We start from the raw sequence: 13,355 nt of genomic DNA, 5'->3' as shown, positions 1-13,355 counted from the left end.
GTTGCGCGAAGTATGCTAGCGCGCTTATGCGCAAGCACTACTGTGCGTTTTCATCATGTAATGGAAGTCTTTTTAAGACGACTTTTCAAACGACTGAGGATCACGTAGCGCGGTTTAGGAGCCGTAAACGCCCTGAAGCCTCTCGAAGATTTCCGGCGCGATCTCGTACTGCCGGGCCTTGCCACGCCCGATTGACGTGCGCCCCCAGGACTCTTTCAAAAGCCCTCGCACGACCAGCGGATCAATGGCTTCCTGCGCTGCTTTCCTTGTCATTCCAGTGACTTCCGTCACGTTCGTTATGGTCAGCGCCGTATCTGCCTTTTGCAGCGTGTACAGGAGATTCATCATGCCGAGCTGGCGCAGACGCGAATTCGGCGTCTCGTCGGGCAGGGGCTTTGACATGATCTCGTGCGTAGCCAAGGTCGCAAAAACCGTGTTGTGCCAGCGTTGGTTTAATGGGCTTGGCATCTTCTTATCTATTCGTTAACGTGCAGTATGAAAAGGTGGTGAAGCCTCACGGACGGCGAGCCAGTGGAGAGACAAACGGGAGTTTGGGCATGAAAAATGCGGTCATTCGGGCACTTTCTGCCTTTTTACTCTGCGTTCCATTGTACACGTTTTCGTCTTCCATTGCGCGGGCAGATGATTGGGGTTGCCAGGTTCTCCTATGCCTTTCGAATCCCGGTGGCGCAACGCAGTACGCCGAGTGCCGCCCCCCGATTGAGCGGTTGTGGTCGCATCTGGCGAAGGGCCGTTCCTTCCCGATTTGCAGCGGTGTCGGCTTCACAGCGACGAAGCCCCGTTACGAGCCGTACTATTGCGATGCCGGGTTCCGTCTCGTCACGCGTTCGGGGGATCGTCGGAATGAAGTCGGTTGCGTCTCCACCGAACCCAAAGTCGTTAGCAGCGCCATGTGCAGTTATCGTGACAATGGGGGCGCCTCGGGACGCTGGCATTTCGAGGACGGCAAGCGGGTTTGCAAGGCACTGGTCACCCAACATCCTTATGTGCGCGAGCAGCCGAGGTACGTCGACGTTACCATCGATGGCGCCGGCCGCCAGCGCGTGTGGTTCTAACCTATGCCGGTTGCCTTCCTCGATCTCGCTCAAAACTGCGCGCCGCAGATCGCCACGGAAACAATCGCGGCTGTCGTGAGCGTCGAGAGCGGCTTCCAACCCTTTGCCATCCGCATCAACACAGATCGTCCGCTCGCCGAGCAGCCCAAAACCAGAGCCGAGGCAATCGAAACCGCGACAACCCTGATTGCCGAGGGCCACGATATTGACCTCGGACTTGCCGGGATCAATTCCGGCAATCTCGGCCGGCTCGGCCTTTCCGTCAGCGATACCTTCGACTTCTGCCTCAACATCAAGGCCAGCGCGTCGCTCCTTGAGCATTACTACCAAATAGCGCTCCAAGGCGGCGCGACGACGGCGCAGGCCGAAGCCGTCATGCTGCGAAGCTATTTCGGCAATGGCGACCCCTCTGTCGGCGAAATGGTGCGCTACGACAAAAAAGTGCTGGCCGAGCGCGCGCGACTGTCCAACCAACTCGACAGTATCGAGATTGTCGAAGCGAAGGCGCAGGCGTTGCCCGCACGCGAGAGGGCAGGGGAGTCGTCTGCCGCGACGGCCGAAGGCGATCAGGCCGAGAAGAGCCAGCAGAGGTCGCAGGCTTCAGTGCCGCGATGGGACGTCTATAACGCGGGGCGGCAATCCTCCGTCCTCGTCTTTTCCAACGAGCAAAAGGAGTGATGAGCCCATGAACCTATCGGCTCGCATAAGGCCATTCGCGGCGACCGCGACGATGGCGGCGGTATTTTCCCTGTCCTTGGTCGAGCCGAGCTTCGCCCAGGCGGGCGGCATCGAAAGTGTGCTGCAGAATATCGTCAACATGCTCACCGGCAATGTCGCCAGACTGCTGGCCATCATCGCCGTGATCATTGTCGGGATCGCATGGATGTTCGGCTACCTCGATCTTCGCAAGGCGGCGTTTGTCGTGCTTGGCATCGGAATCATCTTCGGTGCGACCGAGATCGTCAACATGATCTCAGGAGGCTAGTGCGTGACCGAACGGATTGCCCTTGAGGAAGACACGCTGTTTCTCGCCTGCACCAGGCCGGCGATGATTGGCGGCGTGACGATGGAGGCGATGGGGATCAACATGATCTTCACGACGATCCTCTTCATAGTCGCGGGATCCGTGGCCTACGCGCTCGTGGGCCTGGTGTTCCACGTCATCTTCAAGGCCATCGTCAAGCACGACCACAATATGTTCCGCGTGCTGCTCGGTTGGATCGAGACGCGGGGCAGAACCCGCAACAGCGGGTTCTGGGGCGGATCGAGTCTCACTCCGATGAAGCTCGTTCGGCGCTATGACGAAAGGGATCTCGGCCTTGCCTAGTACCGCGACCGTCAGGAGCCGTGAGCTCGAACCCGAGACCTTCATCCCCTACGTCCGCCACATCGATGAACGGGTGATCGCGCTTGACTCCCGTGCCCTGATGGTGGTCATCGCGCTCGAAGGCGTGTCGTTCGAGACGGCCGACACGCTGGACCTCAATGCGCTGCACCGGGACCTCAACACGCTCTACCGCAACATCGCGGATGAGCGGCTGGCGCTGTGGACGCATGTCGTTCGGCGACGCGACAACGAGTATCCTGACGGCGAATTCGCGAACGCCTTCTCGCGCACGCTGAACGACAAGTACCGCAACCGCATGATCGGCGAGGACTTGTTCCGCAACGATCTGTATCTCAGCCTCGTATGGCACCCGGGCAAGGATGCAGCCGAGCGGGTGGCAGCGTTCCTGTCGAGATTGCGCAAGGCGCGGCGACGCGGGGTGGAGCTTGATGTGGATGCCCTCAAGCGTCTCGACGACACCATCGTCGACGTTACAGCCGGCCTGAAGCGTTTCGGCCCGCGCGTTCTCACCCTTCAAGAGCGCGACGGCCTTGTCTTCTCGGAGCCGAGCGAAGTGCTGCACCAACTGGTGGGCGGCCGCCGTGAAGCCGTGCCGCTGACCGAGGGCCGCGTTTCATCGGCAATTTATTCCGACCGCGTCATTGTCGGACGCGAGACGGTCGAGATCCGTCACGAAGGATCGAGCCGTTATGCAGGCATGTTCGGTTTCAAGGAATATCCGGCCCGCACGCGGCCCGGCATGTTCGATGGCTTGTTGACCGTCCCCTATGAACTGATCCTGACCCAGAGCTTCTCATTCCTGTCGAAGTCAGATGCGAAGACGGTGATGGGACGCAAGCAGAACCAGATGGTCAGCGCCGGCGACAAGGCCGGGTCGCAGCTCGAGGAGCTCGATGATGCGCTGGACGATTTGGAATCCAACCGCTTCGTGCTGGGTAACCATCACTTGACGCTTACGGTCTTCGCCGGAACGGTGAGGGAATTAACGGACAATCTGGCGAAGAGCCGAACCCATCTGACCAACGGCGGCGCGGTCGTTGCGCGCGAGGATCTCGGGCTGGAAGCGGCCTGGTGGGCGCAGCTTCCCGGCAACTTCCGCTATCGCGTCCGCTCCGGCGCGATCACCTCGAAGAATTTCGCGGCCTTTTCGCCGTTTCATTCCTATCCGGTCGGTCAGCGCGACGGCAACGAATGGGGACCTGCCGTTGCCATGCTGAAGACGGCGTCGGGATCTCCGCTCTATTTCAATCTTCACTATGGCGATCTCGGCAACACCTTCATCGGCGGACCTTCCGGCTCTGGCAAGACGGTGCTGCTCAACTTCATCCTGTCGCAGGGCGAGAAGTTTGATGCCAATATTGTGTTTTTCGACAAGGACCGCGGCGCCGATCTTTTCGTGCGCGCCGCCGGCGGCACATACCTGCCGCTAAAAAATGGCCGGCCGACCGGCTGTGCCCCGCTGAAGGGCATGGAACTGACGCCGGAGAACAAAGTGTTTCTGGCGCAATGGGTGACCAAGCTTGTCGGCTCGAAAACGCGAGAACTCTCCGTCGCGGAAACCCGCGACATCGCCAATGCCATCGATGGGCTCGCCGATCTGCCGGTAGAGCGGCGCACGATCGGCGCGCTGCGCACCTTTCTCAACAACACCGATCCCGAAGGCATCGCATCTCGATTGCGCCGCTGGGAGAGGGGAGGGCCGCTCGGTTGGGTATTCGATAACGTCATTGAGGACATTGGCCTTGGAGACTTCGGTGTTGGCGGCAAGTTCGTCGGCTATGACATGACCGACTTCCTCGACAATGAGGAAATCCGCACGCCGCTGATGGCCTATCTCTTCCACCGGGTCGAGCAGCTGATCGACGGCCGCCGCATCATCATCGTGATCGATGAGTTCTGGAAGGCGCTTGCCGACGAAGGCTTTCGCGATCTCGCCCAGAACAAGCTCAAGACCATCCGCAAACAGAATGGGCTCATGCTGTTCGCCACGCAAAGCCCGCGCGATGCGATCAACTCTCCGATTGCGCACACCATCATCGAGCAGTGCCCCACCCAGGTCTTCATGCCCAACTCGCGTGGCAGTCGAGCCGACTACGTCGACGGCTTCAAGCTCACCGAACGGGAATATGAGCTGATCGCACGGGAGCTCTCCAACGAGAGCCGCCGCTTCATCGTCAAGCAGGGTCATAACAGCGTCGTCGCCGAGCTCAATCTCGGCGGCTTCGACGACGAACTCGCCGTGCTCTCCGGTCGCACCGCCAACGTCGAACTTGCCGATACGATCCGGGCGGAGACCGGCGACGATCCGGAAGCATGGCTTCCTCTCTTCCAGCAGCAAAGGAGTGCAGGCTGATGCGTATGCGCAAATCGATGATGGCTGCCGCCATCCTTGTCCTGTCGGCCAGCGGCGCCGGCGCGCAAGGGATTCCCGTGATCGACCAGACGGCGATCCTGAAGCACATTGAGAGCATCACCCAGCTCAAGTCGCAGCTTGACGCGCTCAATCAGCAAATCACCCAAGCCGAGCAATTGTTCGGATCGCTGAACAAGCTGACGAACATGGCCGATGTTGTTTCCCTCCTGAACCAGCCGGAAATCCGCAAAGCCTTACCGCAAGACTTTGCGGCGATCGAAAGCCTGCTCAGCGGCAACGGCTCGGGTGCGTTCGGCGATGCCGCCTCGAAATTCCTCGGCGAGAACTCGACCTACCAGACCTCGGCCAACGATTTCTACGCCCAGGAACTGGCGCGCGTTCAGAACCGCAATGCCGGCCAAATGAGCCTTGGCCAGCAGATTTACGATGCCGCCACCAAGCGCATCGATGGGATCGATCAGTTGCGCCAGCAGATATCGTCGGCAAGCGATGCCAAGGACATCGCCGATCTCCAGGCGCGCATTCAGGCCGAAAGTGCCTTCCTGCAGACCGATCTCCTTAGGATGCAGGGGCTGCAGATGGTCCAGCAGGCGCAGGCCCAGGTCGAGGATCAGCGCAAGGCGGAAGACTGGCGCAAGCGCATCGACACGATGAACACGGCGCTGTCGCAATGAAGCATGTCGCGGCTCTCGTCATGATGGCATTGCTGGCGGCGTGTTCGGAACCGCCTCCGGCTACGGTCATCACCGTCAGCGAATTTCTCGCCGACGAGAGCCTGCGCGCTGATCATATCGGAAAGTGCCGCGAGAACCCCGGTGAACTCGGGGAGACGCCCAATTGCCGCAATGCCGAAGAGGCGGAAGGCAAGGCCCGGCTCGAGCGCATGAACAGGGCGCTGGGGGGATAGCGCCATGTACACCGTCTTCGGCTTTCTCGATCGCCAGTTCACGACGCCGCTCCAGAACTTCATCAGTTCCGGTACAAGCGGGATCAGCGCGTGGGTGACGGGGCCGTTGACAGCAGCGCTGACACTCTACGTGATCCTTTACGGTTTCCTGATCCTGCGCGGATCGGTGCAGGAACCGATCATGGAGTTTGCCTTCCGGGCGATAAAGCTCGCCATCATACTGATGCTGCTGAGGAACGCCGGCGAATATCAGACCTATGTGACTAACGTCTTTTTCGAGATTCTGCCCAGGGAAGTTTCCGAAGCACTGAATACCGGCGGCGCGCCGAGCGCTACGACCTTCGACAGTCTGCTCGACAAGGGTCAGAAATCCGCCAATGATATTTGGGCACAGGCCTCATGGCCGGTCGATCCGCTGACCGGTTTTGCCGGTCTTGTCGTCGTGTTTGTGACTTTTGTCGTGGCCTCGATCGGCTATGTTGTTTCACTCTATGCGCGGGTCGCCCTTGCGATCGTTCTCGCGATCGGACCGATCTTCATCGCACTGGCCATGTTCCAGTCGACACGCCGCTTCACCGAGGCGTGGATCGGGCAGCTCGCCAACTTCGTCATTCTGCAGGTTCTGGTTGTCGCGGTCGGCTCGCTGCTGGTCACCAGCTTCGCGACCATGTTTACGACTGTCGAGGCTTACAGCGACGTCCTGATGCGCCCGATCGCCGTCGGCGCCATCGGGCTTGCGTCACTGTACGTCTTTTATCAGCTGCCAGGTATTGCCTCGGCGCTCGCCTCCGGCGGTGCCTCGCTGACCTATGGCTATACCGCGGCGCGCGATGGGCACAACAACACCGTAGTGCGCGCGATCGGTTGGAGTTGGCGCAGGCTGACCGGCAGAGGAGCCTGACGCCATTACCATGAGGGGTATTTCAGCGTGCATATAGTTCGAGTTGTAACAATGATGGGGCTGCTGGCGGCGGTCTCCGGCTGCGCGACGCTAAGTTACCCGCTGCCCAAATGCGACGGTTACGCGAAGCGTCCGCTCAATCGTTCGATGTGGGATTGGGATGCCGGGAAAGCACAGGGCAATCCGCAACAGCAATCCTCGCGCGCTGGTGGCGACGCGTTAGCCTTGGCGTTCGCCGAGCATGAACCAACCGTCGCGACCGTAGCCTTCGCCGGATTCGACGAAGCCGGCTCTCACGCCGCTTGCCGGGCAGGGTAGGGGGCATGGTGACGACAGACAGTCTCAAGGAATATTTCGACAAGGCGCGCCGCTTCGATCAGGACCGGATGGTCTCCGCCGAGCGCTCAAAACGACTCGCCTGGTTCGTCGCCATCGTCGCCAGCGTGCTGGCCTGCGTCTCGGTTGCCGCCGTGGTCGCGCTGACGCCGCTCAAGACGGTCGAACCCTTTGTCATCCGCGTCGACAATTCGACCGGCATCGTCGACGTCGTGTCAGCCATGGCGTCGACCGCCGGCAACTATGACGAGGAGGTCACCAAATATTTCGCCGCCCGTTACGTCCGGGCACGCGAAGGCTATGTCTGGTCGGAAGCGGAAGAGAATTTCCGGACCGCATCGCTGATGTCGAACGCGGCTGAGCAGCAGCGCTTTGCGGCCGCGTATCGCGGCGGCAATCCGGAATCTCCGCAGAATGTCTATGGGCGCTCGGCGACGTCCCGTATCGGGATCAAGTCAATCTCACTCATCAACAGCAATGTCGTTTCAGTCCGCTACACGCGGACAATCACACGCGGCGAAGATGTCCGCACAACCCATTGGGTGGCAACGATCACCTATTCCTATGCCAATGCCCCAATATCCTCCAGCGACCGGTTGGTGAACCCGCTTGGGTTCGTGGTGAGCGAGTACCGGGCCGATCCGGAGGCCTTGAATTGAGAAAACGATCGTTCCTTGCCGTGGCCATCATCGCGGCACTGACCGCATTCCCTGTTCAGACCCTGGAGATTCCGACCAGCGCGCAGCAGGACAATCGCGTGCGTTTCGTCAGCTACCAACCCTACAATATCACCCGCATCGTCGGCACGATCCGTTCTTCGGTCCAGGTGGAGTTCGCGCCAGACGAGGAAATCGCTCATGTGGCACTCGGCAATACCGTTGCCTGGGAAGTCGCACCTGCCGGCCACATCCTGTTCCTCAAACCACGCGAGAACCAACCCGCCACCAACATCTCGGTTGTGACGACACGGCGCGACGGCTCCAAGCGCAGCTATCAGATGGAATTGGTCGTTCGAGACGGGTCGGTCGATGCCGGGCAAAATACCTATTTCTATGTGAAGTACCGTTATCCAGCCGATGAAGCAGAGCGGCGACGCCTCGAGGATGAGGCGAAGAAGCGTGCGGCCGAGGCTGGTTATGCCGATCAGGTCCTCGGCATCCATGAACAATACGGCCCACGAAACTGGCGTTATTCGGCGCAAGGCTCCGCCGCAATCGAACCGCAGGCGGTCTACGATAATGGCAAGGTGACGACCTTTGCCTTCAGCGGCAATCAGGAGATGCCCGCGATCTACATAGAGAATTCCGACGGGACGGAAAGCCTGGTGCCGAAGACGGTTCAGGGCGACCTCGTTCTGGTCCATGCGATCAGCCGCAAGTTTATCCTGCGGCGTGGATCGGACACGCTCTGCATCTTCAACGAGGCCTATTCGCCGGTAGGCGTCGATCCGGGAACCAATACCACCTCGCCCTCGGTCGAACGAGTGGTGAAGGTTCCGGCCGCCGGACAATAAGGGAGCCGCCATGACAGATACGCCAGAAACATCGATCCCCGGCGAACGCGGTCAGACCTCGGCGGCACGCAAGGTCGACAGCAATCCCTTGCTCAAGCGAGGCGCGGTCGTGCTGGCGGTCGTCGCCTTCATGGGTTTCGCCATGTGGTCGATGCGCCAGGGGCCGAAGGAGGACGTCGAGCAGCCGGGATCGGGAGTGATCCGTCAGACGACGGAGTTCGAACCGGCCCGGGCCGAACCCGAGCCCGTGGCCCTGCCAGTTCCCGAGATCAAACTACCGACGCCGGCCGTCGAGACGGCGGAGACGCCCCCGGTCGATGAACTGCTCGATGCGGCAAGACGGGCGCCGGTGATGGCCTTTGGCGGCGGTCAGTCCGGCAACAATGCCAGGCCTTCCAATACGGGCGACGCGACGACCGATCCAAACTTCGTCCCGGTTGACGGCCTCCTGGGAGGAGGGGGGCAGGGCGAGAACGAGGATCAGCGCTTCAACCGGATGCTGAAGCCAACTGTCCTGGAAGGATCGAAGGCCGGACATCTCGGCAACCGGAACTTCATCGTGGCGATGGGGACCTCGATCCCCTGCGCGCTCGAAACCGCGCTGTCATCCGATCAGCCGGGATTCACCAGTTGCGTGATTACCCGAGATATTCTCTCCGACAACGGCCGGGTCGTGCTGATGGAGAAAGGCACCCAGGTCGTGGGCGAATATCGTGGCGGACTGCGCCGCGGCCAAAGCCGGTTGTTCGTGCTCTGGAACCGAGCCAAGACGCCCACAGGCGTCATCATCACATTGGCCTCGCCGGCAACCGATGCGATCGGCCGGGCTGGCTTTGATGGTTACGTCGATACGCATTGGTGGGAGCGCTTCGGAAGCGCGCTACTTCTGTCGGTGGTCGGCGATATTGCCACCTATGCCGGTCAGGAACTACAGCGCAGTGATGTGCAGGCGCAGGGCACGACAAGCGCCGGCAAAGACGCCGCCGCGATCGCCGTCGAGCAGTCCATCAACATTCCGCCAACGCTCATGAAGCACCAGGGGTCACTCGTTTCGATCTTCGTGGCGCGCGATCTCGATTTCTCAAGCATCTATGGTCTGCGGGTCACCGAGCCGCGCAACACGATCTACGACCGCGCCGTGATAGGCGACTTCTATCCAAAATCCGATTTGGTCACGAAATAGGGCAGGGGATGGCGGAAAACTCCGATGCTGGCGTCGTCCGCCAACTGCTTCTGCCGCTCGATCGCTTCTTGAAAGACGAGAGCCTCTACGAGGTCGTCATCAATCGACCCGGCGAAGTGCTGACGGAAGGAACGGCTGGCTGGAAACGCCACGAGCTGCCGGACCTGTCGTTTGACAAGCTGATGCGGCTGGCCCGCGCGGTGGCAAGTTACTCAAATCAGGGCATCGACGAGACGCGCCCGCTTCTCTCTGCCACCCTTCCGGACGACGAACGCATCCAGATTGTGATCCCGCCGGCGACGACACGCGACACCGTTTCCATCACCATCCGCAAGCCCTCATCTGTTGCGCTGTCCACGGCTGATCTGGAGGAGGGCGGCTTGTTCGAGAATGTCGTTGCGAGCGCCGATCAGACCTCTCGTGAAGATCCGTTGTTAGCGAGCTACCGCAGCGGACAGTATCGCGTCTTTCTCGAAGGTGCGGTTCTTGCGCGCAAGAACATCATCATCTCTGGCGCCACGGGATCCGGCAAGACCACGATCTCGAAGGCGCTAATCCAGCACATTCCAGACGACGAACGGCTCATCAGCATCGAAGACACACCGGAGTTGACGATCCCGCAGCCGAACCATGTCCGGCTGTTCTATTCCAAGGGCGGGCAGGGGCTGGCAAAGCTCGGCGCGAAGGATCTGCTTGAATCGTGCCTGCGCATGCGCCCGGATCGGGTCCTCCTGCAGGAGCTGCGTGACGGCACTGCGTTCTACTACATCCGAAACATCAATTCCGGGCACCCCGGCTCGATCACCACCGTCCATGCGGATTCACCAAGCCTGGCGTTCGAGCAGTTGACACTCCTGGTCAAAGAATCCGAGGGGGGACAGGACCTCGACCGGGAAGACATCCGAAACCTGCTGAAGATTTCGATCGACGTGATCGTGCAGTGCAAGAGGGTCGGCGGCAGGTTCCGGGTGACGGAGATTTACTTCGCTGACGCCATTGCCCCGACCGCCCGCATCTCTTCAGCTGGAGGGGTCGCGCCATAATCCATAGCGTGCGGGCTAGGCAAGATCCGCATTTTAGAAAGTTGGACCATCTTATGAAAACAGCGCGCCGTCGGCGATCGGCCAGTCTCCCCGTACATTTTGCGACAAACTTATCCTGCGGTACCGCAAGGTCTGCAGAAAGGTGTCTTCGTATGCGCACCTCGAACGAAGCATGTCTGACCGTCTCCGAAGGGGAGCATCTCGCTCAATCCATCAATTTGGCTCTCGCGTGTTACTGTAGAGAACAAATGAGAGAGGGTGACGATCTTATTCTCGAGCTCGACTCTTCCCGTGCCATCATCCGGCCCGTTCCGGGAATGCTGTGGCTACGCGTTGACGCGTCCGATTTGCTGACCTGCATTGGAACGAAGATGTTACTCGAGTCTGCCCTGAGAGCGTCTCGAGAGGATGCGCCGAGACATGTTCTGTGGGTGCAGGCGGAGCACGAGCCCTTTGCGGCCGTCCGGGCAGTCATCCAGTCCGGCCAGATCACCGCCTACTAGAGCCGCGCGCTCGCCGTGGCGATGAGGCGATGAGGCGATGAGGCGATGAGGCGACGCGATAGCATGATCTGATTTCCTGATCCCAGCGATTCCAGTGGTGGCCGGGACCCCGCCAGGCAAGCTTATCGCTTTATCGAGATCCCAGCATTGCGGCCGCGTTCCAATTGCTGTCGCTGCAGCTGGGTCTGACCATGCACCGCCTGCACCTGAGACTGCACGCGCGCGAGCGTGGCGACACGCTCATGAGGGACAGCGAGGTTTCGTGACAGTCGATCGAGATCCCCTGATTTCAAGGCATTTCGGTCAGAGGGCGTCAACCGCCGATTGATTGACGAAGCGATGCCGTCCAGCTCCCGTCGCAACTGCGGGGCGGCGTGCAGCCTCGCGGCCTGCTCGTGCGCCGGCGCCTGCAGGATTGCCGTCAATCCCACCGATGGCGCTCGGATTTCCTGACGCTGGCGATGTTGCTCCTCACGATGCTTCGTCTCGATCTGATGCCGCTCGAAATCGACCGTGCGGCCATAATCCTCCATTGCGGCGGCAAGCTGCGGCAGATGTGCCTTCGCGGTCTGGCGTTCCGGGCTTTCGGCACGCAGGAACCGACCGCCCTCGCCTGCCATGGGTCCAAGCTTTCCAGCCCGGATATCCTGTCCAGCGACGGAGCCCGCCATGGCGCCATCGATGCTCTCGACCGTCGCCGATGTAGCAGCGGCGTTTCCATAGACCAGTTGGGATAGCCGTTCGATTTCAGAACGCTTTTGCTCCAGCCGTGAGGATTGCCGCAGCTTGGTGCCGATCTCGGCCTCGCTCAGATCGGGCACGTCCCGCCCGGGAATGAGGACCTCTCCCGGTCGAACCTGCCGCTCCGGTTTCTCTTCCTCACGATCACGGACCAGGGGACGCGCCAGAGGGTCTTCGCCGCCTGGAATGATGGGACTCCGGTCGATGCCGATCCGCTGCTTGACCTCCCGGGCGGTCTTCATGGCATCGTCATCATCCGAGCGACGCCGATCCGCCAGAAACCAGGCGAGGTCATCGCGTGAGTGAGCCTTGACTTCATCGAGCAGGGACGCCGGCGCACTACGAGCCTCCATACGATCCACGACCTTGGCCCAGACAAGCGCGAAGGCGTCGATTTCCTCGCGGGACAAAGGTCGGCTGCGCGTCTCCTCGAGCACCTGGCGCGCCATGGCGGCCGCCCGCCACTGTCCATTGGACAGAACATTGTCATAGACCGCTTCGCCATCGGGCCGTTGAATCAGGACCCGGCTGGCGAGCTTGCGGCGCTCAATGCGCTCCAGGCTTTCGGCAAGGCCGGTGACGGCGGCATCATGGACGGCGCGCGGCGGGATCCGCGCCGCTGCGCCGGCATGATGCAATTCCTCGAAGCGGTAGTGGCAACCCTGCCAACTGACTCGCGAACTGACGGCCAGCACGCGCGCTTCGATGCGATAGCCGGCCGATCGTCCGGCCGTCATGATTTTCTCGACATTGTCGGGCGTCCTCATCGTGGTTTCAAACACGACATGGACACCGCGACCGGTGGCAGCGGTGAGCAGCTTCTCGCTCCAGATACCGGCGTCGGCTTGCGTGAAGCGCGACGCCGTCATCGGATCGGCGTTCTGGTGAGCGACAAAACCCGGATGATAGGATCGCAGATCATCGCCGACGACGCGGATGGCGGGACCCGTTTCCTCCAGCTCCGTAAGGCTCGCCGTCAGCAGAGCTGTTTTGCCGGAACCAGGCTGGCCGCCGAGCACGATCAGGGTCGGCCGGTCCGCTTTGCCGATATCGTCGGGGAGATAGTCGGGCAGGATTTCCGTGCGAAAGATGTGTTCGTTCTGGGCCTCCGACAGCCGGCCGAGGGTAGCTTCGTCCGCCATGGATCAGAGCTCCCGCCAGAACGCGGCCGCGTCTTTGACCCGCGGCCCCCATTCCGCGATCACGGCTTCGATCTGCTCGGGATCGCCGACCCGAATGCGGTTCTGCACCGCAAGCAACTCCCGCCGCTTGGCGCGCAGCGCTTCGGCGCCGGCCGGATCGTTCGCCTCGATGGCGGCAACGCGTTCCGATACCAACCCACGCGCCTGATTCATGATTTCGATGGCGAGCTCGGCCCGCACAATCGCGTCGAGCGTTGTTATCTGTCCGGCCATTGTCTTGTCCCTTCT

Annotated in this window: 17 protein-coding genes; 14 read left to right on the top strand and 3 right to left on the bottom strand. The window is 61.0% G+C overall.

The window, feature by feature from the left end; genetic code table 11:
* Positions 1-114: 114 nt before the first annotated feature.
* Positions 115-402: a MarR family transcriptional regulator gene (locus GNP00_RS21720; protein ID WP_245262446.1), complete on the bottom strand. Its 288-nt coding sequence runs from the start codon at positions 400-402 to the stop codon at positions 115-117.
* Positions 403-557: 155 nt separating this feature from the next.
* Here GNP00_RS21720 and GNP00_RS21715 point away from each other — a divergent pair, with 155 nt between their 5' ends.
* From GNP00_RS21715 to GNP00_RS23495, 14 genes are all read left to right on the top strand, one after another.
* Positions 558-1,076: a hypothetical protein gene (locus tag GNP00_RS21715; protein WP_011578798.1), complete on the top strand. Its 519-nt coding sequence runs from the start codon at positions 558-560 to the stop codon at positions 1,074-1,076.
* 3 nt (positions 1,077-1,079) lie between these two features.
* Positions 1,080-1,754, top strand: a complete 675-nt coding sequence (locus GNP00_RS21710; protein WP_011578797.1) for a lytic transglycosylase domain-containing protein — start codon at positions 1,080-1,082, stop codon at positions 1,752-1,754.
* A gap of 7 nt (positions 1,755-1,761) precedes the next feature.
* On the top strand, positions 1,762-2,061 hold the full coding sequence (locus GNP00_RS21705) for a TrbC/VirB2 family protein (protein ID WP_011578796.1): 300 nt from the start codon (positions 1,762-1,764) through the stop codon (positions 2,059-2,061).
* Between the two features lie 3 nt (positions 2,062-2,064).
* Positions 2,065-2,403, top strand: a complete 339-nt coding sequence (locus GNP00_RS21700) for a VirB3 family type IV secretion system protein (protein WP_011578795.1) — start codon at positions 2,065-2,067, stop codon at positions 2,401-2,403.
* The gene (locus tag GNP00_RS21695) at positions 2,396-4,777 is read left to right on the top strand and encodes a VirB4 family type IV secretion/conjugal transfer ATPase (RefSeq protein ID WP_011578794.1); all 2,382 of its coding nucleotides are present in this window, start codon (positions 2,396-2,398) and stop codon (positions 4,775-4,777) included. Before GNP00_RS21700 ends, GNP00_RS21695 begins: the two co-directional genes overlap by 8 nt.
* On the top strand, positions 4,777-5,472 hold the full coding sequence (virB5, locus tag GNP00_RS21690; protein ID WP_011578793.1) for a P-type DNA transfer protein VirB5: 696 nt from the start codon (positions 4,777-4,779) through the stop codon (positions 5,470-5,472). Before GNP00_RS21695 ends, virB5 begins: the two co-directional genes overlap by 1 nt.
* A complete protein-coding gene (locus tag GNP00_RS21685) occupies positions 5,469-5,705 on the top strand; it encodes an EexN family lipoprotein (RefSeq protein WP_011578792.1) in 237 nt (78 codons plus the stop codon). Before virB5 ends, GNP00_RS21685 begins: the two co-directional genes overlap by 4 nt.
* A 4-nt stretch (positions 5,706-5,709) precedes the next feature.
* The gene (locus GNP00_RS21680; protein ID WP_166016293.1) at positions 5,710-6,606 is read left to right on the top strand and encodes a TrbL/VirB6 family protein; all 897 of its coding nucleotides are present in this window, start codon (positions 5,710-5,712) and stop codon (positions 6,604-6,606) included.
* A gap of 51 nt (positions 6,607-6,657) precedes the next feature.
* A complete protein-coding gene (locus GNP00_RS21675; protein ID WP_018431390.1) occupies positions 6,658-6,924 on the top strand; it encodes a hypothetical protein in 267 nt (88 codons plus the stop codon).
* Between the two features lie 5 nt (positions 6,925-6,929).
* Positions 6,930-7,601, top strand: a complete 672-nt coding sequence (locus tag GNP00_RS21670) for a VirB8 family type IV secretion system protein (protein WP_011578789.1) — start codon at positions 6,930-6,932, stop codon at positions 7,599-7,601.
* A 20-nt stretch (positions 7,602-7,621) separates the two neighbouring features.
* The gene (gene virB9, locus GNP00_RS21665) at positions 7,622-8,455 is read left to right on the top strand and encodes a P-type conjugative transfer protein VirB9 (RefSeq protein WP_049764565.1); all 834 of its coding nucleotides are present in this window, start codon (positions 7,622-7,624) and stop codon (positions 8,453-8,455) included.
* Between the two features lie 10 nt (positions 8,456-8,465).
* The gene (virB10, locus tag GNP00_RS21660) at positions 8,466-9,638 is read left to right on the top strand and encodes a type IV secretion system protein VirB10 (protein WP_011578787.1); all 1,173 of its coding nucleotides are present in this window, start codon (positions 8,466-8,468) and stop codon (positions 9,636-9,638) included.
* 8 nt (positions 9,639-9,646) lie between these two features.
* Entirely contained in the window at positions 9,647-10,681 is a 1,035-nt protein-coding gene (virB11, locus tag GNP00_RS21655) for a P-type DNA transfer ATPase VirB11 (RefSeq protein ID WP_011578786.1), read from the top strand.
* A gap of 248 nt (positions 10,682-10,929) precedes the next feature.
* A complete protein-coding gene (locus GNP00_RS23495) occupies positions 10,930-11,184 on the top strand; it encodes a hypothetical protein (protein WP_157037970.1) in 255 nt (84 codons plus the stop codon).
* Between the two features lie 122 nt (positions 11,185-11,306).
* Here GNP00_RS23495 and GNP00_RS21645 read toward each other — a convergent pair whose 3' ends face one another.
* Positions 11,307-13,067: a BID domain-containing T4SS effector gene (locus GNP00_RS21645; RefSeq protein WP_011578784.1), complete on the bottom strand. Its 1,761-nt coding sequence runs from the start codon at positions 13,065-13,067 to the stop codon at positions 11,307-11,309.
* Between the two features lie 3 nt (positions 13,068-13,070).
* On the bottom strand, positions 13,071-13,340 hold the full coding sequence (locus GNP00_RS21640; protein WP_011578783.1) for a hypothetical protein: 270 nt from the start codon (positions 13,338-13,340) through the stop codon (positions 13,071-13,073).
* Positions 13,341-13,355: the final 15 nt, after the last annotated feature.

It is taken from the genome of Chelativorans multitrophicus, from assembly GCF_011317445.1.
GTDB lineage: Bacteria > Pseudomonadota > Alphaproteobacteria > Rhizobiales > Rhizobiaceae > Chelativorans > Chelativorans multitrophicus.
The sequence above is the reverse complement of the archived record's forward strand: the minus strand, read 5'-3'. Positions and strand labels throughout refer to the sequence as shown.